The sequence below is a fragment of the Arthrobacter sp. OV608 genome (genome assembly GCA_900110595.1).
Taxonomy (GTDB): Bacteria; Actinomycetota; Actinomycetes; order Actinomycetales; family Micrococcaceae; genus Arthrobacter.
The window spans coordinates 1-20,858 of record FOEZ01000014.1 but is presented as its reverse complement, the minus strand read 5'-3'; the positions used below and the strand labels follow the sequence as shown (position 1 = coordinate 20,858).

17 protein-coding genes and 1 rRNA gene are annotated in these 20,858 nt (G+C 66.8%); 6 read left to right on the top strand and 12 right to left on the bottom strand.

The window, feature by feature from the left end:
* Positions 1-41: 41 nt before the first annotated feature.
* Together BMX78_RS16725 and BMX78_RS16720 are read left to right on the top strand one after the other, a co-directional pair.
* Positions 42-1,415: an MFS transporter gene (locus BMX78_RS16725; protein ID WP_502686304.1), complete on the top strand. Its 1,374-nt coding sequence runs from the start codon at positions 42-44 to the stop codon at positions 1,413-1,415.
* Between the two features lie 24 nt (positions 1,416-1,439).
* On the top strand, positions 1,440-2,213 hold the full coding sequence (locus BMX78_RS16720; protein WP_091421719.1) for an SDR family NAD(P)-dependent oxidoreductase: 774 nt from the start codon (positions 1,440-1,442) through the stop codon (positions 2,211-2,213).
* Between the two features lie 41 nt (positions 2,214-2,254).
* Here BMX78_RS16720 and BMX78_RS23170 read toward each other — a convergent pair whose 3' ends face one another.
* Genes BMX78_RS23170 through BMX78_RS16690 form a run of 7 tightly spaced genes read right to left on the bottom strand, consistent with a single transcriptional unit; the run spans position 2,255 to position 8,689 of the window.
* Entirely contained in the window at positions 2,255-2,413 is a 159-nt protein-coding gene (locus BMX78_RS23170) for a hypothetical protein (RefSeq protein ID WP_170850850.1), read from the bottom strand.
* On the bottom strand, positions 2,410-3,786 hold the full coding sequence (locus BMX78_RS16715; protein WP_091421715.1) for an NtaA/DmoA family FMN-dependent monooxygenase: 1,377 nt from the start codon (positions 3,784-3,786) through the stop codon (positions 2,410-2,412). The genes BMX78_RS23170 and BMX78_RS16715 overlap by 4 nt, the downstream gene beginning before the upstream one ends.
* 11 nt (positions 3,787-3,797) lie before the next feature.
* The gene (locus tag BMX78_RS16710) at positions 3,798-4,865 is read right to left on the bottom strand and encodes an LLM class flavin-dependent oxidoreductase (protein WP_091421713.1); all 1,068 of its coding nucleotides are present in this window, start codon (positions 4,863-4,865) and stop codon (positions 3,798-3,800) included.
* Positions 4,862-5,698 carry a DUF1684 domain-containing protein gene (locus BMX78_RS16705; protein WP_091421710.1) on the bottom strand — a complete coding sequence of 279 codons (837 nt, stop codon included), beginning with the start codon at positions 5,696-5,698 and terminating at the stop codon, positions 4,862-4,864. Before BMX78_RS16705 ends, BMX78_RS16710 begins: the two co-directional genes overlap by 4 nt.
* Positions 5,695-6,747: a transporter substrate-binding domain-containing protein gene (locus BMX78_RS16700; RefSeq protein ID WP_091421708.1), complete on the bottom strand. Its 1,053-nt coding sequence runs from the start codon at positions 6,745-6,747 to the stop codon at positions 5,695-5,697. Before BMX78_RS16700 ends, BMX78_RS16705 begins: the two co-directional genes overlap by 4 nt.
* 11 nt (positions 6,748-6,758) lie before the next feature.
* On the bottom strand, positions 6,759-7,586 hold the full coding sequence (locus BMX78_RS16695; protein WP_091421705.1) for an amino acid ABC transporter ATP-binding protein: 828 nt from the start codon (positions 7,584-7,586) through the stop codon (positions 6,759-6,761).
* On the bottom strand, positions 7,583-8,689 hold the full coding sequence (locus tag BMX78_RS16690; RefSeq protein WP_091421702.1) for an amino acid ABC transporter permease: 1,107 nt from the start codon (positions 8,687-8,689) through the stop codon (positions 7,583-7,585). Before BMX78_RS16690 ends, BMX78_RS16695 begins: the two co-directional genes overlap by 4 nt.
* A 264-nt stretch (positions 8,690-8,953) precedes the next feature.
* Here BMX78_RS16690 and BMX78_RS16685 point away from each other — a divergent pair, with 264 nt between their 5' ends.
* The 4 genes from BMX78_RS16685 (at position 8,954) to BMX78_RS16670 (ending at position 14,432) form a co-directional block, all read left to right on the top strand.
* Positions 8,954-10,951: an FAD/NAD(P)-binding protein gene (locus BMX78_RS16685; protein ID WP_091421699.1), complete on the top strand. Its 1,998-nt coding sequence runs from the start codon at positions 8,954-8,956 to the stop codon at positions 10,949-10,951.
* A 150-nt stretch (positions 10,952-11,101) separates the two neighbouring features.
* Positions 11,102-11,572 carry a GNAT family N-acetyltransferase gene (locus BMX78_RS16680; RefSeq protein ID WP_091421894.1) on the top strand — a complete coding sequence of 157 codons (471 nt, stop codon included), beginning with the start codon at positions 11,102-11,104 and terminating at the stop codon, positions 11,570-11,572.
* A gap of 49 nt (positions 11,573-11,621) precedes the next feature.
* Positions 11,622-13,370 (top strand): helicase HerA-like domain-containing protein, encoded by a 1,749-nt coding sequence (locus BMX78_RS16675; protein ID WP_091421694.1) that lies wholly within the window; start codon positions 11,622-11,624, stop codon positions 13,368-13,370.
* 69 nt (positions 13,371-13,439) lie between these two features.
* Positions 13,440-14,432 carry a hypothetical protein gene (locus tag BMX78_RS16670; protein WP_170850849.1) on the top strand — a complete coding sequence of 331 codons (993 nt, stop codon included), beginning with the start codon at positions 13,440-13,442 and terminating at the stop codon, positions 14,430-14,432.
* A gap of 46 nt (positions 14,433-14,478) precedes the next feature.
* Here BMX78_RS16670 and BMX78_RS16665 read toward each other — a convergent pair whose 3' ends face one another.
* From BMX78_RS16665 to rrf, 5 genes are all read right to left on the bottom strand, one after another.
* A complete protein-coding gene (locus BMX78_RS16665) occupies positions 14,479-15,360 on the bottom strand; it encodes a type IV toxin-antitoxin system AbiEi family antitoxin domain-containing protein (protein WP_091421692.1) in 882 nt (293 codons plus the stop codon).
* Positions 15,361-15,531: 171 nt separating this feature from the next.
* Positions 15,532-17,553, bottom strand: coding sequence for an NHL domain-containing thioredoxin family protein (locus BMX78_RS16660; RefSeq protein ID WP_091421689.1), 2,022 nt, complete (start codon positions 17,551-17,553; stop codon positions 15,532-15,534).
* The gene (locus BMX78_RS16655; RefSeq protein WP_091421686.1) at positions 17,553-19,706 is read right to left on the bottom strand and encodes a bifunctional copper resistance protein CopD/cytochrome c oxidase assembly protein; all 2,154 of its coding nucleotides are present in this window, start codon (positions 19,704-19,706) and stop codon (positions 17,553-17,555) included. The genes BMX78_RS16660 and BMX78_RS16655 overlap by 1 nt, the downstream gene beginning before the upstream one ends.
* A 118-nt stretch (positions 19,707-19,824) precedes the next feature.
* On the bottom strand, positions 19,825-20,112 hold the full coding sequence (locus tag BMX78_RS16650; RefSeq protein ID WP_091421683.1) for an HU family DNA-binding protein: 288 nt from the start codon (positions 20,110-20,112) through the stop codon (positions 19,825-19,827).
* 652 nt (positions 20,113-20,764) lie between these two features.
* Positions 20,765-20,858, bottom strand: a 5S ribosomal RNA gene (rrf, locus tag BMX78_RS16645); the annotation flags it as partial.

Sequence of the window (20,858 nt, the reverse complement as noted above, 5' to 3'; positions counted from 1 at the left end):
GCCGCCCACCCCGGGCATTGCCTCCACCAAACAGAAGGTCGATGATGACTTCACTTTCGATGCCCTCCGCAGGGCTCGGCGAGCTCGGCGAACGGACGCTTCGCAAGGTCCGCCGCCGTGTGATGCCCCTGATTGTCCTGCTCTACTTCGTTGCCTACCTGGACCGGAACAATGTGGGCTTCGCCAAACTCACCATGAGCGAAGATATTGGCCTCAGTGCGGCAGCCTTCGGCCTCGGGGCCGGAATCTTCTTCCTCGGCTACGCCCTGCTCGAAGTGCCCAGCAACGCCGGAATGTACCGCTTCGGCGCCCGGAAATGGCTGGCCCGGATCCTCATCACCTGGGGAATCTTTGCCTCCGCCATGTGCCTGGTGAACGGTGAGACCACCTATTACGTCATCCGCTTCCTGCTCGGTGCCGCCGAAGCCGGATTCTTCCCCGCCATCCTCTTCTACCTGACGCTGTGGTTCCCGGCGGCGCAGCGCGTCACCGTCCTGGGAATCTTCATTCTGGCCCAGCCCATCTCCAACGCCCTGGGCGCACCGGTATCCGGCATGCTCCTCCAGATGGACGGCCTCCTGGGCCTGCAGGGCTGGCAGTGGCTCTACATCATCGAAGGCATCCCCGCCATCCTTCTCGGCCTGCTCACCCCGATCCTGATGACGGACCGTCCGCGGGATGCCAAGTGGCTCAACCCGGACGAACGCGAATGGCTCGCCACCACCATGGACGCCGAACTGGCCGCCAAGTCCAAGGCAGGAAGCCACAACTTCCTGGCGGGGCTGAAGGACAAGCGCACCCTGGTGTACTCCGCCCTGTACTTCGGCCTGGTCTGCGGCATCTACGGGCTGGGCCTGTGGATGCCCACCATCGTCGCAGCACTGGGAAAGTTCTCCACCACGGAGGTGGGCTTCATCGTCATGGTGCCGTACGCCATCGCCGCCGTCTTCGTCTACTTCTGGAGCAAGCAGGCCGACCGGACTGGCAAACGTGCCTGGCACACGGCAGTGAGCATGCTGCTGGCCGGCCTCGGACTCCTCGCCGCCGGGTACCTGCTGCCGGTGAATCCGGTCCTGGCCCTCATCGCCCTGACCGCCTCGGCCATGGGCATCTATGGCGCCATCGCCCCGTTCCTCTCCATGCCTTCGGCCGCGCTCACCGGTGCAGCGGCAGCATCCGGCCTCGCCCTGGTCAACTCGCTGGGCAACCTCGGCGGTTTTGTGGCCCCATACGCCGTCGGGCTGCTCAAGGACGCCACCGGGAACAACCAAAGCGGCCTCCTCTTCCTGTCCTTCTGCCTCTGCGTCACGGCCGTGGCCACCTACCTCTATGCACGGAAACGCCCTGAGGGCGACGCCGCGCTGGACCCGGCAGTGGCCGCCGCGGCCGCAGTGAACACCACCAAAGTTTCCTGACCCACCACCACGAAAGAACGCACCATGACAACCACAGCATTTCCCGCCGAACGCACCGTTGTACTGACTGGAGCAGCCTCCGCCCGCGGTATTGGCCGCGGCGCGGCAGACCGGATGGCCAGCGAAGGCTGGTCCGTGGCCATCCTGGACATCAACGCCGAGGACGCCAAGGCCGCAGCAGCAGAGATCGGCTCCAACCGTGCCGTCAAGGCAATCGGAGTGGGAGCGGATGTCTCCGACGCCGCATCCGTGGACCGCGCGATCAGCGAAATCGAGGATTCGCTCCCGCCCATCGTCGCCCTCGCGAACCTCGCCGGCATCAGCTCCCCGACCCCTTTTATGGACACCACCGTGGAGGAATGGGACAAAGTCTTCGCGATCAACATGCGGGGCACGTTCATCGTCTCCCAGCGCGTGCTCAAGGGCATGATCGAGCGCAAGCTCGGACGCATCGTGAGCATCTCATCGATTTCCGCCCAGCGCGGCGGCGGCACCTACTCCAAAGTGGCATACAGCGCCTCCAAGGCCGGAATCATCGGCTTCACCCGCGCCCTCGCCCGCGAAGTGGGAGAGTTCGGCGTGACCGTCAACGCCATCGCACCGGGCCCCATTGACACCGACATCATGGGCGGCACCCTTACCGACGAACGCAAAGCCCAGATGTCCGAGGGCATCATGATGGGACGCGTGGGGACCCGCGAGGAAGTCGCCGCCCTGATCGCCTTCCTGCTTGGCCAGGACTCCGGCTACATCACGGCCGCCACGTATGACATCAACGGAGGCCTGCAGGTCTCCTGATCCCTAAGCCCCCTCGGCTCAAGGAGCATCCAGGCCCAGGCTCACAGCCGCTGCTCCCCCACCGTCAGCTGCAGCCTGACAGTCCCACGCGAAGGTCCGACGGCGGCACCCACCCCGGTGCCGTCGTCGAACGTTCCAAGGTTGCGGCGTGAGGTAAGAACCCAGCGCCGCAACCACCCGCGGAGGCGGCCCGCGCTCATGACGCCCGGACCGCCTCAGCAGCTTCATCGGCCGAACGCACCGGCGTCTCCAGCCCAAGATTCTCGCGGAGAGTCTTCCCGGCGTACTCCGTGGGGTAGACGCCGCGTTCCTGCAGTTCCGGGACCAGGTGGTTCACGATGTCGTCCAGGCCCGTAGGAATGATCCACGGTGAGATGTTGAATCCGTCTACCGCACCCACCCGGGCGTATTCCGCCAACTGGTCCGCAACTGCCGTGTACGAACCCGTGAAGGTGGCATCGATGCGGGCTGTCTTTGAGGAAACGAACTGGCGGATGGAGAGCCCCTTGTCCTTGGCCTCGGCCCGCCACTGGTCCGCCAGTTGCCGCGCCTTCGCACCGTGGAAGCCGCTGCCGCGCGTCTCGGAGGTCTCCTCCACCACGGGATCGATCTCCGGCAGCGGCCCGTCCGGATCGTAGTCGGACAGTTCGCGGCCCCAGAACTGCTCCAGGTACGCGACGGCCTGCTGCGGCCCGATCTGCAGGCTCCGCACCCACTGCTTCTTCTCCAAAGCCTCCTCCGCCGTGGGCGCGAGGATGAATTCACTGGCCGGCATGATCTGCACGGCGTTGGCGCCCCGGCCCGCAGCCAGCGAGCGCTCCACCAGGTCCTTGCGGAACTCCACGGCGTCGTCGAACTTGGGGTGGGCTGAGAAGATGACGTCCGCCTGGCGGGCGGCAAAGTTGCGGCCCTCCGGGGAGTCGCCGGCCTGGAAGAGCACCGGCCGGTACTGGGCGCTGCGCGGCAGGCGCGGCGTCACGTCCACCGTGTAGTGCTGCCCCTCATGGAGCACCCGGCGCGCGGGCCCGTCAGCGGTTTCCCAGGAGTCCCAGATCCGCTTGGCCGTCTCCACAAATGCCTCGGCGTGCTTGTAGCGGTCGGCGTGGTCCAGGTATCCCCCGCGGCGGAAGTTCGCGCCCGTCCAGGCGTTGTCAGTGGTCACGATGTTCCATGCCGCCCGGCCGCCGGAGATCAGGTCAAGGGACGCGAGCCGGTGCGCCAGGTCGGCGGGATCGTTGTACGTGGTGTTCTGGGTGGCCACCAGCCCGATGTTTTTGGTCACCGATGCCAAGGCGGCGAGCATGGTCTGCGCATCCGGCCGGCCCGCCACATCCAGAGCGTGCGGGCGGCCCAGGTGTTCACGCAGCCGGAGCCCCTCGCCCAGGAAGAAGGCGGCGAACAACCCGCGCTCGGCGGTCTGCGCGATGCGGCGGAACGACTCAAAATCCGTCTGCGAGCCGGATTCGGCGGCCTTCCAGATGGTGCCGGAGTTCACGCCCTGGAAGAAGATGCCGAACTGGATCTTGCCCGACGGCGTGAAGACCCCGGACTTAGCACGGTTGTGCTGTGTCATGGTTATTCCCCTTATTTTCCGGCACCAGCGGCGGCGGATGCGTAGCGGCTGGCCGGGCGCGTCAGGCCCAGCAGGTCACGGAAGGTGCCGTCCTGCACAGGCGGCCGAAGGGCGCCCCGGCGCCGAAGCTCCGGCAGCACCAGCCGGGAAAGTTCGTCCAGTTCCAGCGCGAGCGACGCCGGATGGAGACGGACGCCGTCGGCCTCCTTCAGCAGCTCCGCAAGGAAGTCCACAAGGCCTGCAGCGCTGCCGGCGTACCGTGCTCGGGCGCCGTCCAACCCGACCGAGCGTTCAGCCGCGGCCTGTCCGCGCGAGTCCAGGACGACGTCGAGCTCGGCGATGACTGCCACGGACTCCCCCAGGCGTTCCCGCACATCGCGCACCTCGGCGGCGAGCAGTTCAGGCGTCGGCGCGGTGACGAGCACAGCGTCAACCGCATCGGCCGGAACCTGCCCCGGGCCCACCAGCGAGGCCCCGGCAATCACCGGCAGCTGTCCCTGCGGCGGCCTCGGGATGATGGACGGGCCCTTGACCGAGTACGCCGGCCCGGCGAAGTCGGCCGGAGTTTCAAAGTCAACGTAATGCAGCTTGTCCACGTCGATATACCGGCCCGTGGCGACGTCGCGGATCACGGCGTCGTCCTCCCACGAGTCCCACAGCCGGCGGGACACCTCAATGGATGCCCCGGCTTCCTGCCCCAGCGCGTCCCCGGCAGCAAAAGAGCGTCCGACGGCGGCAGCAGCCTCAGGTGATTCCGCTGCGGTGGCGATCCAGCCCGCACGGCCGCCTGACACATAGTCGAGGCTGGCCAGCTGGGTGGAGACGTGGAACGGTTCGGTGTAGACGGTATCCACTTCCGGGACCAGGGCGATGCTGCGGGTCACGGGCCCGGCGAAGGCCGCCCGCTGCAGCGCGTTGGCCCGGCCCGGAACCGGCGCATCGGTGAAGGTGGCTGCGTGGAACCCGGCCGATTCAGCTGCGAGGACGGCTTCGCCAAGGCTCGCGAAGTCCCCGCCGTCCCACCCGGCGCCATCGAGTTCGATAGCAAGAAACCCCGGCTTGATCGATGAAGTGCTCACTGCTGGTCCTGACGTTCGTAGGGAATCTTCTCGCCGGCTTCAACGGCCACCGGCAGCCGGTTTTCCGCAGGCGGCAGCGGGCACGTGGCCAGGTCTGTGTAGGCGCACGGCAGGTTGACCGCGCGGTTGAAGTCGAGCACCACGGACCCGTCCGCAGCAGGCACCACGGACAGCGAACGGTTGGCCGCGTAGGTGGTCTTGCCGGACGTCTGGTCCGTGAACAGCACCGACAGCGAGCCCGGCGCGTGCCCGTTGAACGCTGTCAGCGCCAGCTCCTGGCCGGCCAGCTTGAAGCGGATCTCACCCGGCGCCTCGTAGACATGCTGGATGCCTTCGACCGCGGCACCCACCGTGGTGGAACGCGGCGCCTCGAACGGCACGTAGGTTCCACGGACCGCGTAGGCAGCATCGGGCGAGTAGGCCGGCGTGCCCTGGTACTCCCGCAGCAGCCCGTGCTCCGGGTTCCGCGGCCGCACAATGTACTCGCCGCCGCGCTTGGCCACCTCAATGACGGTATCGCCGGCGACCAAGCTGATCCCGCCGCGCTCCTCAATGGGGCCAAATTCGAGCGCTGCCCCGTCGGCGGTGTTCAGCTCCTTGCCGTCCCGCTGCAGGCTTTCGCCCGGTTCGAGGACCACGCGGACGACGTCGGCCTCCACACTCCAGGTGCCGGGGACACCTTCCAGCCGGGCGGCCTCACTGCCCAGCCAGTGCAGGTGGGTCACCGCCAGGAAGCCGTGCGGATGGGCGCGCTGGCGTTCGTGGGCAGCATGCCATTCCTGCCAGTCGGCGTCGAAGGATTCGAGGGCGGTTTCAGTATGTCGTGCGTTCATGATGCCTTTCCTGAAGGAGCCGGGGTGGCCGTGGCCTGGGCGGCCGCGAAGCTTTCCTCGGTGATGGTCTTCGACTCCGGCAGCGCCTCCTCGGACAGGCCCCAGCGCTCCAGCACCTTGGCGTAGGAGCCGTCGTCGATTGCGGAGTTGAGGGCTTCGGTGATGACTGGTGCCAGGCCGTTGCCGCGCAGGGTGGTGGCGGCCACCAGGGTTTCGGACGGCCAGCCCGCGTTGACCTTGCCCACCACTTTCAGGTCGTCACGGGTGTTCTCCCGGTAGACCGTGGACGGGTAGGGCGCGATGTTCAGGTCGGTGCGGCCGGAGGACAGCGCCAGGATGGTATCGGCGTCGGAGGAGTAGTACTGCAGGGTGGCCGGTGCCTTGCCCTTGCTTTCCAGCTCCTTGTTCCAGGCCAGCAGGATCTTCTCCTGGTTGGTCCCCGATCCCACAGACACCTTCAGCCCGGAGATGTCGTCGGCGCCCTTGATGTCATAGGTAGAGGACTTTTTCGCTTCAAAACCCATGAAGGCCGCGCGGTAGCTGGCGAAGTCGAACAGCTTCACCCGGTCCTTGTTCACGCCCACGTTGGAGAACACCGCCTCGAAGTCGCCCGACTGGGTCTTCAGCGGCCAGTTCTCCCAGGACGTCACCTGGACGTCCAGCTCCAGGCCCAGCTTGTCCGCCACCAGCTGCGCAATGTCCAGCTCTGAGCCGATCGGCGTCTTGTCATCGGTGGCGTGGAAGGACAGCGGGATGGAGCCGGCGGTGGTGGCAACGGTCAGCTTTCCGTCCTTGCCGATCAGCTCGGGGACCTTGGCGGCGAGCGCCGCATCCTTCTCCGCACGGAGGCGCTGCTGGTCCGGCGACGTGTTGTAAACCACGCCGTTGCGTGCCGCCGTCGTCTGCGCTCCGCCGCTGGCGGAACCGGCAGCCGTTGCGCCGGGATCAGCGCAGCCAGCCAGGCCGGCTACGGACAGAAGGACGACGGCGGGCAGCGCCAGGGAGCGCACGCGGAGGCGGCGGCGGGAAGGGCCGGTGGGAAATGCCATGGAGGAATCCTTTAGATGTTGAAAGCCGGCTCGAGCACTTTGGAGAAGAAGCTCCGGGTGCGCGGTTCCTGCGGGTTGGTGAAAATCTGCTCCGGGGTGCCCTGTTCCACGATCTGCCCCTGGTCCATAAACACCACGGTGTCCGCCACATCGCGGGCGAAGCCCATCTCGTGGGTGACGATGATCAGGGTGGTGCCGGATTTTGCGAGTTCGCGGATGACGTCCAGCACCTCGTTGACCAGCTCCGGGTCCAGGGCCGAGGTGGGCTCGTCGAACAGCAGGATCTTGGGGTCAAGGGCGAGCGCGCGGGCGATGGCCACGCGCTGCTGCTGCCCGCCGGAAAGCTGGCGGGGGTACGCGCCCGCCCGGTCCTTGAGGCCCACCCGGTCAAGGAGTTCCAGGCCGCGGCGCCGGGCCTCCTCCTTGGAGCGACCCTGTGCGACGACGGGGGCTTCGGCCACGTTTTCCAGCGCGGTCAGGTGCGGGAACAGGTTGAAATTCTGGAACACCATGCCGATTTCGGTGCGCTGCTTCAGAATCTCCTTCTCCCGCAGCTCGTGCAGCTTCTGGCCCCGGACTTCGTAGCCCACCAGTTTCCCGTCAATGGAGATGTAGCCGCCGTCCACCTTTTCCAGGTGGTTGATGGTGCGCAGCAGGGTGGACTTGCCGGATCCGGACGGACCCACAATGACGGCCACGCCGCCCGGCTCCACGGTGAGGCTGACGCCCTTGAGGACTTCTGTGGCGCCGAAGGATTTGTGGACCTTGGTGATTTCCACCAGGCCGCGGGTGGCAGCAGTGCTTGCCGGCGCTTCTGCAATTGCGGTTGCGGTGCTCATCGTGCATTCCTTGCGTTGTTGGCCACGGCGTGGGTGGCGAAGAATTTGCGGGCCTTCTGCAAGGGCGTCAACGGCAGGTTCCGCACCGCGCCCTTGGAGTAGTGCCGTTCGATGTAGTACTGGAACACGCTCAGCACGGACGTGATCACCACGTACCAGAGCGTGGCCACTAGCAGCAGCGGCAGGACTTGCTGGGTGCGGTTGTAGATGACCTGCACGGTGTAGAACAGCTCGGAGTAGGCCAGGACGTAGACGATCGAGGTGCCCTTGACCAGGCCGATGATCTCGTTGAACGCCGTGGGCAGGATGGCCCGCATGGCCTGCGGCAGCACGATCCTGGTGGAACGGCGCCAGGCCGGGATGCCCAGCGCGGCCGCGGCCTCCAGCTGGCCCTGGTCCACGGAGAGGATGCCGCCGCGGATGATCTCGGCCGAGTAGGCGGCCTGGTTCAGGGTCAGTCCCAGCACTGCTGCCGCAAACTGGCTGATCAGTGTGGTGGTCTGCACCTCGAAGAACCGGACATCGGTGAACGGGATTCCCAGGGAGATCTTCTCGTACAGGTAGCCCAGGTTGTACCAAAGGAGCATCTGGACCAGCAGCGGCGTGGACCGGAAGATCCAGGAGAACGTCCAGGACACCGAGACCAGCAGCGGCGACGCGGAGAGCCGCATCAGCGCCAGGATGAACCCCAGCACAAAGCCGAGGATCCCTGAGATCGCCGTCAGCTTCAGGGTCTCCAGCAGCCCGGCGATGACGGACTGGGCCGTGAACCACTGCGCCACAACACCCCATTCCCAGCGGGGATTCGTGGCAAGGGACCAGGCGACGGCCAGGACGCCCAGGGCCACAAATGCCGTGCCCACCCAGCGCCACGGATGCTTTGCGGCCACCACGCGGAAGGCCGAGTAATCCGTGGCTACACGGGCGCTTCCGTCTTCCGGCGGGACCCCGCCCGAGCCGGAAGTAGCCGTTCCTGTAGGGGCAGCCTGCAAAGTAACGCCGCCTAAAGTCGCGTGCCCGCCAGCGTCGGCGTCCGGCGCCGCGCCGGCAGCCGACTGTGCCGACGTTGTTGACTGCGCCGCGGTAGTTGCTGCTGAACTCATGCGCCACCTCGCTTCTGTGATTTGGGCCGGGACTGTTTGACCCGGTTGCTGGCTGCAAATCTAGGACCGGCCGGAATGGGCCAGCAAGGCGGCAGGTTGCATAACTTCACTGGAGTTCGCACAGCGTCATGAGTCGGTTTTTTGCGTCTGTTGACGGGATATGACGCGGAGTTAACGGCCATGACCAGCCGCTCGACCGCCGTCGGAATCGCTGCCTAGCATGGGCACTCCAAGCCGCCCCCTACCGCCGCTCCAGGAGCCCTCATGCCAGCGAACATCCCGGCCGTCGTCTTCGTCGGCGGCGGACCCCGCACGGCCGGAGTGCTGGAGCGGCTCGCTGCCAACCGCCCGGAACTGTTCAGCGGACCACTGGAAATCCATGTTGTTGAGCCGCACGTGCCGGGCTCCGGCCGCATCTGGCGCTACGACCAGCACCCGGGCCTCCTGCTCAATTCCATGGCGGCGGACATCACCATGTTCACCGATGCCTCCGTGGCCTGCGATGGCCCGGCCGGCGAAGGACCCAACCTGGCTGAATGGGCAGCCGGCGTACTGGACGGGTCCATCACGGACGTTCCGGACTTCCCACGCAGCCTGCGCGAACAGCTCCGCTCCCTCACCGGCGCCACCTTCCCCACCCGCCAGCTGCAAAGCCAGTACCTGGAGTGGTTCTTCCGGCGGGCAGCCCGGTCGCTGGGCAGCAACGTCACGGTCCACCGGACCACGGCCGTGGCAGTTACACCCGCAGCCGGCAGCCCCGCACATGCCCTCCGCAGCTCCGCCGGCTACCTCGTGGAGCTGGCCAACGGCCGGACCCTGCGGGCCGACGTCGTGGTCACTGCCCTCGGGCATACTGACTCCCGCCCGGACGCCGCCTCTGCCGCCTGGGCCGGCTTCGCCGCGCGGCACGGCGGGTACCACGCGGCACCCAGCTACACCACCGACGTCGACTACTCCCCCGTCGCTCCTGGCCAGGACGTCATTGTTGCCGGCATGGGCCTGGCCTTCGTCGACCTCCTGGTCCTCCTGATGGAGGGACGCGGAGGGCGGTTCGTTGAAACGGACGACGGCGGGCTTCGCTACCTTCCCTCAGGCCGGGAACCAAGGCTGTGGGCCGGGTCGCGCCGTGGAGTGCCGTACCACTCGAAGATTTCGGCAACGCTGCGGGGCGAGGCGCCGGGGCCGCTGCGGTTTTTCACAGCGGCCGCCGTCGATGCCCTGCTGGCGCGGCACGGGGAACTGGATTTCCACCGGGACCTGTGGCCGCTGATCGCCAAGGAGGCCGGATACGGCTACTACCGCGAGCTGCTGACCGGCAGTCCCGCACGGGCCGCCATGGGCTGGGACGAATTCGCCGCCCGGTACTCGGAGCTCGAGTGGTACAGCCCCGCCCGGGAGGAACTCGTGGCCGCTGCCGTTCCCGACGCTGCCCGTCACCTTGACCTTGAGCGGCTCGACCGGCCATTCAGCGGCCGCCAATTCGCCAACCATCAGGAGGTGCAGGATGCGGTGGTGGGGTACATCGAGCACGATCTTGCCCTCCGGGACAGCCCGGACCACCCCGAGACCCTGGCCCTGTTCCTGGCCCTGCTCCACGTCTACATGGAGGTGGGCCGGGTGGTCCCGCCGGAGCGCCTCAACGCCAGGTCCCAGCAGACCGTCCACGGCTGGTGGCACGGATTCTTCAGCTTCGTGGACTCCGGCCCGCCACCGCACAGGCTCCGCCAGATGCTGGCACTGCATCATGCCGGGCTGCTGCACTTCCTCGGCCCCGACCTCGAGGTGGCCGCGGACGAGTCAACGGGCCTGTTCCATGCGGGCTCGCCCCACTCCGGGACCTCGGTGGCAGCGAAGGCCCTGATCGAAGCCCGCCTGCCCTCACCCACCGTGACGCGGTCCCGTAATCCGCTGCTGGAGTCCCTGCACAAGACGGGCCTGGGCGCCGAGCAGCAGCTGCTGACGGCGGACGGGATCCATTCCACCGGCAAGCTGCTGATCTCGGCCGGGCACCAGCTCGTGAACTCCGAAGGAGTGCCGCAGCCCGGACTGTTCGGCGTCGGTCCGGGCACGTCAGGCTGGGGTGCGGGGGCCTTTGCCCGGCCCGGCACCAACGCCGCACCGTTCCGGGAGAATGATGCCCTGGCCCGCAGCATCCTTGCCGTTGCCCGCGACGTCGCCGCAGAATCCTCCGCCACAGAATCGTCCGCCACAGAATCCTCCGCCACACTGTCCACAGAACCAGCCGCCGTCGGAAAGAATTGAACCGTGACCGCAGAACCTGATCTCAGGCGCCAGCCCCTGGATACCGCGCACCAGCCCTTTGAAGCTGTCCGGCCGCCGCTCGGCGCCAGCCCCCTGGATGCGTCGCCCCGGCCGGTGGACCCGGCCGCGCTGACAGTCCTTAGCCTCCCCATGCATGATCCCCGGGTCCGGCCGCTGCTGGACGAACTCGCCGTCGAATACGACACGCGCTATGGCGACCTGTTCGGCCGGGAGGGAGCAGCAGAGGAACTGAACCGGTACCCCGCCGAAGAGTTCGCGGGGCCGGACGGGGCATTGCTGGTGATCCAGGAGAACGGCGAATCCATCGCCGGCGGGGCCTTCCGCCGGTACGACGACGCCACCGCCGAGCTGAAGCGGATCTGGACCCACTCCGCCCACCGCCGCCGCGGCCTGGCCCGGGTGGTCTTGGCCGAGCTGGAAGCTTTGGCGGCCCGCCGGGGGTACAGCCGGCTCTACCTCACCACCGGACCGCGCCAGCCTGAAGCCAAGTACCTGTATCTGGCCACCGGCTACCAGCCGCAGTTCGACCTGGACGCCGACCCGGAGACCATCAAGTTCCTCGCCTTCACAAAGGAACTTTCCGGACACCCGCAGAACTGACTGTGGTCCCGCCCACACGTTCCGTGGAGCCGCAGCTAAGCTAAACCGCATGGCCAACAAAAGCACAGCAGAGAAGCTCGCCACCATCCAGAAGGGCTACACGCTGGAAGGGGCCGCCATCGAACTGGGCGCCGCCATCGTGGACGGCGAACTCCACAAGGAAGCGCAGGTCCGCCTGCCGCTGTCCATGATGAACCGGCACGGCCTGGTGGCGGGCGCAACCGGCACCGGCAAGACCGTCACACTGCACATGATGGCCGAACAGTTGTCCATGGCGGGTGTTCCGGTCTTCCTCGCGGACATCAAAGGCGACCTGTCCGGGCTGGCGACGGCCGCCGTCGGCAGCGACAAACTCAACGCCCGCACGGAAAGCATCGGGCAGGCGTGGCTGGGCAGGACCTACCCGGTGGAGTTCCTGGCGCTGGGCGGGGACGGCAATGGCATTCCGGTCCGGGCAACCGTGTCCTCCTTCGGGCCGATTCTGCTCTCGCGCATCATGGAGCTCAACGACACCCAGGAATCAAGCCTGCAGCTGGTGTTCTACTTTGCGGACAAAAACGGCCTGGAACTGATCGACCTGAAGGACCTCCGGGCAGTCATCCAGTTCCTCACCTCTGACGAGGGCAAGGACCAGCTGGAAGAGCTCGGCGGCCTGTCGAAGGCCACCGCAGGTGTGATCCTGCGTGAACTGGTGAACCTCGAGGCCCAGGGGCTGGAAAAATTCTTCGGCGAACCGGAGTTTGATACCGCCGAGCTGCTGCGCACCGCCCCGGACGGCCGCGGCGTGGTCACGTGCCTGGAGCTGCCCACCCTGCAGACCAAACCCATGTTGTTCTCCACCTTCCTGATGTGGCTGCTCGCCGACTTGTTTGAGGACCTGCCCGAGGCGGGCGACCTGGACAAACCCAAGCTGGTGTTCTTCCTCGATGAAGCCCACCTGCTGTTCAACGGCGCGTCCAAGGCGTTCCTCGAGGCGATCACCACCACTGTCCGGCTCATCCGGTCCAAGGGGGTGGGGATCTTCTTTGTCACCCAGACGCCCAAGGACGTTCCCGCTGATGTCCTCGGCCAGCTGGCCAACCGGGTGCAGCACGCCCTGCGTGCCTTCACCCCGGAGGACGCCAAAGCACTCAAGGCGACGGTCTCCACGTTCCCGGTCAGCGACTACGACCTCGAAGAGACGCTCACCTCTGCAGGCATTGGTGAAGCCGTTATTACGGTCATGAACGAGAAGGGCGCTCCCACCCCTGTGGCCCTCACCAGGCTGCGCGCCCCCGAATCCCTGATGGGGCCCAGCGCGGAGGACCTGGTCCGGAGCACGGTGGCGGGTTCGGCCCTGCTGGGCAAATACGGTACCTCCGTGGACAACCCCTCTGCCTACGAGAAGCTCAGCGGAAAGGCCGCGGCTCCCACCGGGCCTGCCGCTCCCGGACAGCCGCCGGTTCCCGGTTCGGGCGCTCCCGGTGGCGGTGTTCCTGATTCCGGTGCGGGCGGCAGTCTGGACGTTGATGCCGAGGCCCGGCGCATTGAGGAGGAGATCCTCGGCCGTCCCAGCAGCAGGCCGGCACCTTCCACCAGGACCAGTGCACCCCGCACCCGAAACGAGGCACCGCGCGCCCCACGGCCGCCGTCACCGCCCCAGGACGCAGGCGGCGGGATGATGGGCGACCTTGGCGGTGTCCTCGGCGGAGCACTCGGAGGCGGGCTGAAGAGCATGGCCAGGTCCATCGGAACGCAGCTGGGACGCGAGCTGCTGCGGGGCGTTTTCGGCACATCGTCCCGGCGCCGGCGCCGCTGAGAGGTACCGCGCGCAGCTGACTCAACTGCCGTCGTCGTGCGCTTGGCAGGTAACGTATTGAAAGTGCAGATGAGTCAAGCGTTGGTGAGGATAGCGGCCGGATGGCTGCTGGGCCTCATGCTTGCCGTGGCCGCTGCCGTGGTTGCGGTGAATGTGGTGAACAATACCGTGGCCAGTCCGCAGCAGCCGGTGCGCGAGTATCTGGACGCGCTGCAGGGCGGGGATGGCGGCAAGGCGCTGGGACTCTTGAGGGCTACGGTGCCGCCCAGCAACGCCGCCATGTTGGACGGCACTGCCCTGCAAACGGCCGTGTCCCGGCTCGCTAACGTCAACATTGGCGAGGCCGAGGAACGGCCGGGCGGCCAGGTGATGGTGCCCATGGAGTACACCATTGACGGCAGCCGCCTCCGCACCGAGTTCCTGCTGCAGAAGACCGGAACCGAGTGGATCTTCTTCAACACCTGGGCGTTTGTGCCGTCCCGGCTGCCGACTGTTGACGTGTCGGTGGTCAATTCCCCCGAGGCAACGGTCAACGGTGTGGACGTCAATATGCCCAATGGCCGGAACTCTTTCGCGGTCTTCTATCCAGGCGAGTACGAGGCCACCGTCAATGGTGAGTACTTCTCAGCTCCTGCCACCCGCGCCACTGTCACCGGCCGCGACGCACCCGTGGCCCCGCTCAACCTGCTGACCCAGGCCACGGACAACCTGAAGAAGGATGTGACGGCGAAGGTCAAGGAATTCCTGGACGGCTGCGCTGCCCAGGCGGTCAAGGAGCAGAAGCTCCAGCCGGACTGCCCGTTCTACTACGCCAGCAACAACCGGGTGCAGGACGGCACCATCAAGTGGTCTGTGACGGAGTACCCCAACGTGTCCATCGAACCGTTCGACGGGCGGTGGGTGGTGGCGCCGCTGGACGGCAAGGCCAAGGTGGAGGCCCTCCAGCAGAACCTGTTCACCGGCGCCTGGTACCCCCTGGACGAAGAGGTGGACTTCAGCTTCACCACGCGGCTGGACGTCTCCGGGGACGCCATCAAGGTCACGCCGCTCCTGAGCTTCTAGGCTTTTCGCGCCACACTGGCCCGGTTATTGCGGTCTGCCGGCAGGATTACCAGCCATTTTCTTGCCAATTGCGCGAATAACCGGGCCGGTTTGGCTGCGGCCACCGCGAGGAACCCCTGGCCAGCACCTCCCGGACCTGGACCAGGACGGATTCGGGCGCGTGAACCACGTCATCGTAGAAGAACCTGAGAACGGGCAGGCCCTGCAACGTCGCCGAGTTGTCCCTGCGCCGGTCCTTCTTGAACTGGCGTGCCTCAAGGTGGAAGGCAAGCCCGTCAATCTCCACTATGAGGAAACCCTCCAACAGGAAGTCCACGCGGCCGATGCCGTCGATCCACACCTGTGTCTTCGTCAGGATGCCGGCATCCCGAAACAGAACTCGGGCCAAGGTTTCGAGGAGGGAGTCTGCACCACGGTCAACTTTGGACACCACGTTCCGCGCCTTCCCGCAGCGGCGGCCGTCAAGGTGGCGGAGCAGATACGACAGTTCGATGTCTCCGCGGTTGTAGGCGCACTCCACCATCACCAGAGACTCGAGTTCCGGCAGGCACAACAAGGCATGAAGCAGGACATCGGGGAGGGCTACGAGAGTGCGATGCCGGGGTGGCTGCGTCAGGTCAGTACGGTGGCTGACACATCGGATCGCGCTCCGGCCGTTGCTTTGCCAGTAGTGGGGCCTGACAGGGGGGCTGAGCTGCCAGAGGCCATAAGCCCGGGCGGCGGAAGCACACGTAACCAGACCGTGGGCTCGTCCTGCAGCCACCAGTTCCGGATCTGCGTCCGCCACGGCCAGGAGTCCTCGCTCCAGTCGTAGGATCTGGCCGCTGCGGACCGCCCGGCGAAGTTCAGTATCCGTGGCACCTGCGGCCAGGACATCGCGCCGCAGCAATACTCCCCCAGCTGATGTGAGGATCTCCATTAGGTCCATCAGGCCACGATGTCTGCCCTGCCAGCCTGGCGGCAGCCCAGAGCGGCGCTATGTGGACAAGATGGCGCCCACGCTGGCCCGCTTTTTGAGGCTGGCAGCAAGAAAAGTGGCCCGGTTCCCGCCGGTCAGGCTGGAAAACCGGGCCACTTTGGTCACACAAAGTACGGCGGGTCAGTCCATGCCGCGCAGGTCCAGCACCAGCTCGGTATCGCCGTCGGCCTGAAGCAGCACCGGGATGCCCCAGTCCTGCTGGTAGAGGTGGCAGGCCGCGTGGTCCGGGATCTCGCCGTCCTCGGTTTCCGGGCCGTCGCACGCTGCCGCGCGGGCCGTGATGTGCAGGATACCCTCGGGCACGTCCGAGGACAGCTCGAGGGTACGGAGCAGTCCCACTGAGGTGCCGCCGCCGGACACCAGCAGCTCGGGCGGTGTGGAGGAGATCTTCAGCTGGGTGGGATCGCCCCAGCGGTCATCCAGCTTCTGCCCGGTGGGGGCCGTGAACCGGACCGTCAGCTCCAGCGGGCCGGGCGCAAACGGGCTCTTGGGCCGGTGGGTCTGCGACGCACCCTCGTCCACCTGCTGTGCTTCCTTGGGGATCGGCACGTACACGAGCTGGTGCTGGTTCGCTTCCACCACCACCAGCAGCGGCTCCGAGCCGGCCGACTGCGTGTGGTCCACAATCACGTCGGACGGCTCAAGCAGCCCGCGGGCAAGGGTGGAGACCGTACCGCTGGAGGGGTCATAGCGCCGGACAGCACCGTTGTAGGTGTCCGCGATGGCCACGGAACCATCGGGCAGGACGGTCACGCCCAGTGGGTGCTGGAGCCGGGCTTCGGCGGCGGGGCCGTCCCGGAAGCCAAAGTCGAACAGGCCCTTGCCTACCGCGGACTCCACGGTGATGGCCCCGTCGTCGCCAACTACCAGCTTGCGCAGCGCGGACGTCTCGGAATCTGCCACCCAGATGTTGCCCTCGGCGTCCTCGGCCAGGCCGGAGGGCTGCGCGAACCAGGCCTCGTGCGCGGGACCGTCCAGCAGCCCCTCGAGGCCGTTGCCTGCAACGATCGCCACCGCACCGGTCAGCGGGTCGAAGCTGAAGATCTGGTGTGTGCCGGCCATGGCGATCACCACGGCGTTGAGCTTCCTGGACCAGACGAGGTCCCATGGTGAACTGAGCGAGACCTCCAGCGGGTGTTCACTGAGGCGCCCGGTGAATCCTGCAGCGTCCTCGTCAACCCGCGCCGGCCCGGTTTCCAGCAGCCGCTGCACCCCGTTGCCGGTCACCGTGGAGGCCTTGCCGTCCGTGAGTGAAAGGCCCCGGAGCCGGTGGTTGACGGAGTCCGCAATCACGACGTCGTACCCCGCCTTGGCAGCCACGTCTTCCGGCAGGAGGACCAGCCCCTGCGGCTCGTTGAAGCGGGCGGTGGCGTCGTCGCCGGCGGCGGGGCCGTCAACGTGCCCTTTGGTGCCGGCGCCGTAGGTTCCCAGGACGGTTTGGAAGTCGGTGTCCAGTTCCACCAGGCGGTGATGGCCGGTATCGGTGACCAGCCACGATCCCTTTGCGGCACCGTTGGATGGCGCGGCACCTGCCGCGCTGCCGTCGTCGGACGTTCCCTCGGATACTGAACCGCGGCCGGCGGGAAGGAACAGCGCCTTGCCGGGGAAGCGCAGGGTGCCGGCGGTGGGCTCCGGCGCCACGTACGGGCCGGAGCCGCGGTGCAGCGTGCCCTTGGCCTCGTGCTCCGCGATGAGCTCGGGGATCAGTACCGCGAGCCCGTCCGCGTGGCCTTCGCCGGACAGGTGCGCCACGATGTAGCCCTCGGGGTCGATGACCACGAGAGTGGGCCAGGCGCGGGCGGTGTAGGCCTTCCACGTCTCCAACTCCGGGTCATCCAGGACGGGATGGTGGATCTCGTAGCGCTCCACGGCGGCAGCCAGCGCCACCGGGTCCGCCTCGTGTTCGAACTTGGGCGAGTGGACGCCCACGGTGACCAGGACGTCGGAGTACTGCTCCTCGAGGGGCCGCAGTTCGTCCAGGACGTGCAGGCAGTTGATGCAGCAGAAGGTCCAGAAGTCCAACAGCACGATTTTGCCGCGGAGGGCTTCGAGGTCCAAAGATTTGCCGCCGGTGTTCAACCAGTTACGGCCCACCAGTTCGGAGGCTCGGACCCGGAGGTGGGTGCGTACGGTTTCGCTCATCAGCGTCCTTCCGTCTTGTTTCGTTCGGCCAGCCTGGCGTCGCGTTCGGCCAATTTGGCAAACATATCGTTGTAAGCGGTGAGATCGGCGTCGTTATTCCTGTCCGCCGCCCGGTCCACGCGTTTGGTCTCCCGCTGGTCCGAGCGCGACCACATAATGGCCACGCCGATGGCCACCAGGAGCGTGGGTACCTCGCCGATGCCCCAGGCCACAGCGCCGCCGGTCTGCTGGTCCAGCAGCGCGGACTGGCCCCAGGCCCGACCCAGGTTGCCGAAGTAGTCCGCGGCCAGGAGGTTGGTCCCGCCCATGATGGCCACGCCGAAGAAGGCGTGGAAGCCCATGGTGGCCAGGAGCAGCAGCAGCCGCATGGGGTACGGCGCACGGCGGGGCAGCGGGTCCGTGCCGATCATGCTCAGGATGAAGATGTATCCGGTGAGCAGGAAGTGCAGGATCATCAGCTCGTGCCCCACGTGCTCGCGCATGGCGTACCCGAACAGGTCCGAGTAATAGAACAGCACGATCGAGCCGGCGAAGTTGGCGGCGGCGAAGATCGGGTGCGTGACTACCTGCGAGAACCTGGAGTGGACAAACACCAGCAGCCACTCGCGCGGCCCGCGTGAACCGTCCCCGCGCGGAGGCAGTGCCCTTAGCGCCAGGGTCACGGGCGCGCCGAGGACCAGGAAGATGGGAGCCACCATGGTCAGCGCCATGTGGTCCACCATGTGCGCAGAGAACAGGACGCGGCCATAGACCGACGGCGGCCCGGACGTGATGTAGGTGAGCACCAGAAGGCCAATCACCCAGTTCACGGAGCGGAACCACTGCCACTTGTCACCGCGGCGGTAGATTTTAGCGACACCGAGGAAGTAGGACACCAGCCCGAACAGGGCCACGGCGATCCACAGCCAGTCCAGCCGCCACTCTGTCAGCCAGCGCACGGGCGTCAGTTCGGGGGGAAGCTCGTAGCCGCTGAGGATGAACGCCGGTGAAGCGTCGGGGGCAAAGGTGGTGGGCTGCGGCGGTGCGGAGCGGCCCAGGGCCACGGCGATGCCGGACGTTGCGCCCATCACCAGTAACTCGGCCAGGACCAGCTGCCATAGGACCCGGCGCGAGGACATGGTGGAACCTTTGGCACCCAGCTGCGGGATGACCCACTGCCGGTGCATAAACCCGATCCCGCCCAGCACCACGGTGGCGGCGGACTTGGCTAGGATCAGCTGGCCGTACGGGGAACCAACGAGGTCACCCCAGTTGGTGATGCGGATGCTCGCGTTGATGATGCCAGAGGCGAAGACCAGCACGAAGGCGAACCCCGCCAGGGAGGAAAACCTGCGGAGTGTGACTTCTGTGGTGTCCGTGGAAGCACCGGCCTTGGGGCCGGTGAGGATTCCGGACAGCAGCGCCAGCATGATGATGCCACCCATCCAGGTGCTGACCCCTACCAAGTGCAGGCCGAGGGAGTTGATGGCACCCTCGTGGTCCGATGAACTGGAGGAGTGTCCGATCAGGGCCGTCGGGACCAGTCCGATGAGGGCCAGGACCAGGGTCAGTGCCAGCCCGCCCTGGGATCTGACGCCGAACAGGGCTGTTGTCACCACGGCGGCGATGATGGTGACGGCGAGCCAGGCCCGGCCCGTCTCGATGTCCGTCATGAAGTAGACCAGGGCCTGCGTGAACTCGGCGTCGCCGGAGACGGCCTGTCCTGCCACGTCAGCGTAGGTGAGCACCAGGACGGCGATGGCGGACAGCGTCCACGCTGCACCCGCGGCAGCGGCGATGGCCAGGGCTCGGGTGAAGGCTGGATGTTCTGCATCCTCGGCGCCGCTCTCCTGGCCCCGGTTGCGCCGGGTCAGGCTCCTGGGGAGGATGCCAACGGCGAAGATGAGGCCACCGATGACCGTGGCCACTGAGACGTTGTGGATGGCCTTGGTGACGGGCAGGCCCCAGCGCACCAGGGCACCGGGATCCGAGACCTCACGGGCGGCCGCCGCGCCGGAAAAAAGGAGAGCTGCCACAAGGGCCAGGAGGAGCGCCCCCAGGCCGGCCAGCTGCCATCCCGTGGAGACGCCGAGCGCACCGCTGCCCTGCCCCGGTGCTCCCTTACCGGGAACTGGCGGGGTTGTTGTGGATGGGGGGTTTGCGGCAGAAGGCACCTATCCATTGTCCGTCACCACTGCCCGGGCCGCGAATCGGCCTTAAAAGCAAAAGGGGCGGCAACCACGTGGTTGCCGCCCCTTGTCCAGCCGGGTTTTGATGCCGGGAGGAAGAAGCTTACTTCTTGCTGGAGACAGCAGCCTTCAGCTTGGAGCCGGCGGTCAGCTTGACGCTGTGGCCGGCGGCGATCTGGATGGTCTCGCCCGTCTGGGGGTTGCGGCCGGTGCGTGCTGCGCGGTCGGTGCGCTCGACGGCGAGCCAGCCCGGGATGGTGATCTTCTCGCCCGCGGCGACAGAAGTCTCGAAAACCTCGAACAGTGCGTCGAGGACGGAGTTGACGGCTGCCTGGCTGGTGCCGGCCTTGCCCGCTACCTCTGCAACAAGTTCACTACGGTTCTTAGCCATTTATGTCCTCCTGGACGGTCATGATTCTGGAGCCTGCACGCGGCATGCGCACAAGCCACTGTTCGAAAACTTACCAGCTTGGGCCCTTCAGGTCCGCAAATTCCGCGTGTTTCCGCGACTTTTTGAGGTTAATCACCCGATTCTTGGGGATTTGGAGCCCTCTATGCTGCCGGGGGCGGCCAAGGCGCACTTCCCGCAGCCCCTCACAGGGACACCGCCCCTAACCTCCTGTGGCCCTTCCTGAGACGCGCGCTCAGTTGATGCCGCTTCCCAGTCGACGCCCGCTCAATTCCTCGTGGGAGTTGATGGCGGTGCGGCTATGAGTGAGCCGGCGTTGGGGGCCGTTAGTGAGCGCGGGTTCGCCGATTGGGGGCCATGAGTGAGCCGGCGTTGGCTGTTCGGCGGCCACAACTGAGCGCGGGTCCGTCGATTAGGGGCCATGAGTGCGCCGGCGTTGGCTGTTTGGCGGCCGCAACTGAGCGCGCGTTTGTCGGTTGGGGGCCGTGAGTGAGCGCGGGTGGTGTTCGACGGCGGTGCTGCCGCGGGCGGTGCGGGGCTGCTTAGGCCGTCCGGCCTCGGGGGCCTGTTGGGGTTTGTGTGTTTAAATGTGGGAGGCCCCAACCGTGATGGTTGGGGCCTCGACCTAATGGTTGTCCGGCGGTGACCTACTCTCCCACACCCTCCCGGGTGCAGTACCATCGGCGCTGTGGGTCTTAGCTTCCGGGTTCGGAATGGGACCGGGCGTT

Bases quoted from the DNA above. Each gene is read 5' to 3' on its own strand.
- BMX78_RS16725 (WP_502686304.1), top strand. From the start codon at position 42: ATGATGACTTCACTTTCGATGCCCTCCGCAGGGCTCGGCGAGCTCGGC.
- BMX78_RS16720 (WP_091421719.1), top strand. From the start codon at position 1,440: ATGACAACCACAGCATTTCCCGCCGAACGCACCGTTGTACTGACTGGA.
- BMX78_RS23170 (WP_170850850.1), bottom strand. From the start codon at position 2,413: ATGAGCGCGGGCCGCCTCCGCGGGTGGTTGCGGCGCTGGGTTCTTACC.
- BMX78_RS16715 (WP_091421715.1), bottom strand. From the start codon at position 3,786: ATGACACAGCACAACCGTGCTAAGTCCGGGGTCTTCACGCCGTCGGGC.
- BMX78_RS16705 (WP_091421710.1), bottom strand. From the start codon at position 5,698: ATGAACGCACGACATACTGAAACCGCCCTCGAATCCTTCGACGCCGAC.
- BMX78_RS16700 (WP_091421708.1), bottom strand. From the start codon at position 6,747: ATGGCATTTCCCACCGGCCCTTCCCGCCGCCGCCTCCGCGTGCGCTCC.
- BMX78_RS16695 (WP_091421705.1), bottom strand. From the start codon at position 7,586: ATGAGCACCGCAACCGCAATTGCAGAAGCGCCGGCAAGCACTGCTGCC.
- BMX78_RS16690 (WP_091421702.1), bottom strand. From the start codon at position 8,689: ATGAGTTCAGCAGCAACTACCGCGGCGCAGTCAACAACGTCGGCACAG.
- BMX78_RS16685 (WP_091421699.1), top strand. From the start codon at position 8,954: ATGCCAGCGAACATCCCGGCCGTCGTCTTCGTCGGCGGCGGACCCCGC.
- BMX78_RS16680 (WP_091421894.1), top strand. From the start codon at position 11,102: ATGCATGATCCCCGGGTCCGGCCGCTGCTGGACGAACTCGCCGTCGAA.
- BMX78_RS16675 (WP_091421694.1), top strand. From the start codon at position 11,622: ATGGCCAACAAAAGCACAGCAGAGAAGCTCGCCACCATCCAGAAGGGC.
- BMX78_RS16670 (WP_170850849.1), top strand. From the start codon at position 13,440: ATGAGTCAAGCGTTGGTGAGGATAGCGGCCGGATGGCTGCTGGGCCTC.
- BMX78_RS16665 (WP_091421692.1), bottom strand. From the start codon at position 15,360: ATGGACCTAATGGAGATCCTCACATCAGCTGGGGGAGTATTGCTGCGG.
- BMX78_RS16660 (WP_091421689.1), bottom strand. From the start codon at position 17,553: ATGAGCGAAACCGTACGCACCCACCTCCGGGTCCGAGCCTCCGAACTG.
- BMX78_RS16650 (WP_091421683.1), bottom strand. From the start codon at position 20,112: ATGGCTAAGAACCGTAGTGAACTTGTTGCAGAGGTAGCGGGCAAGGCC.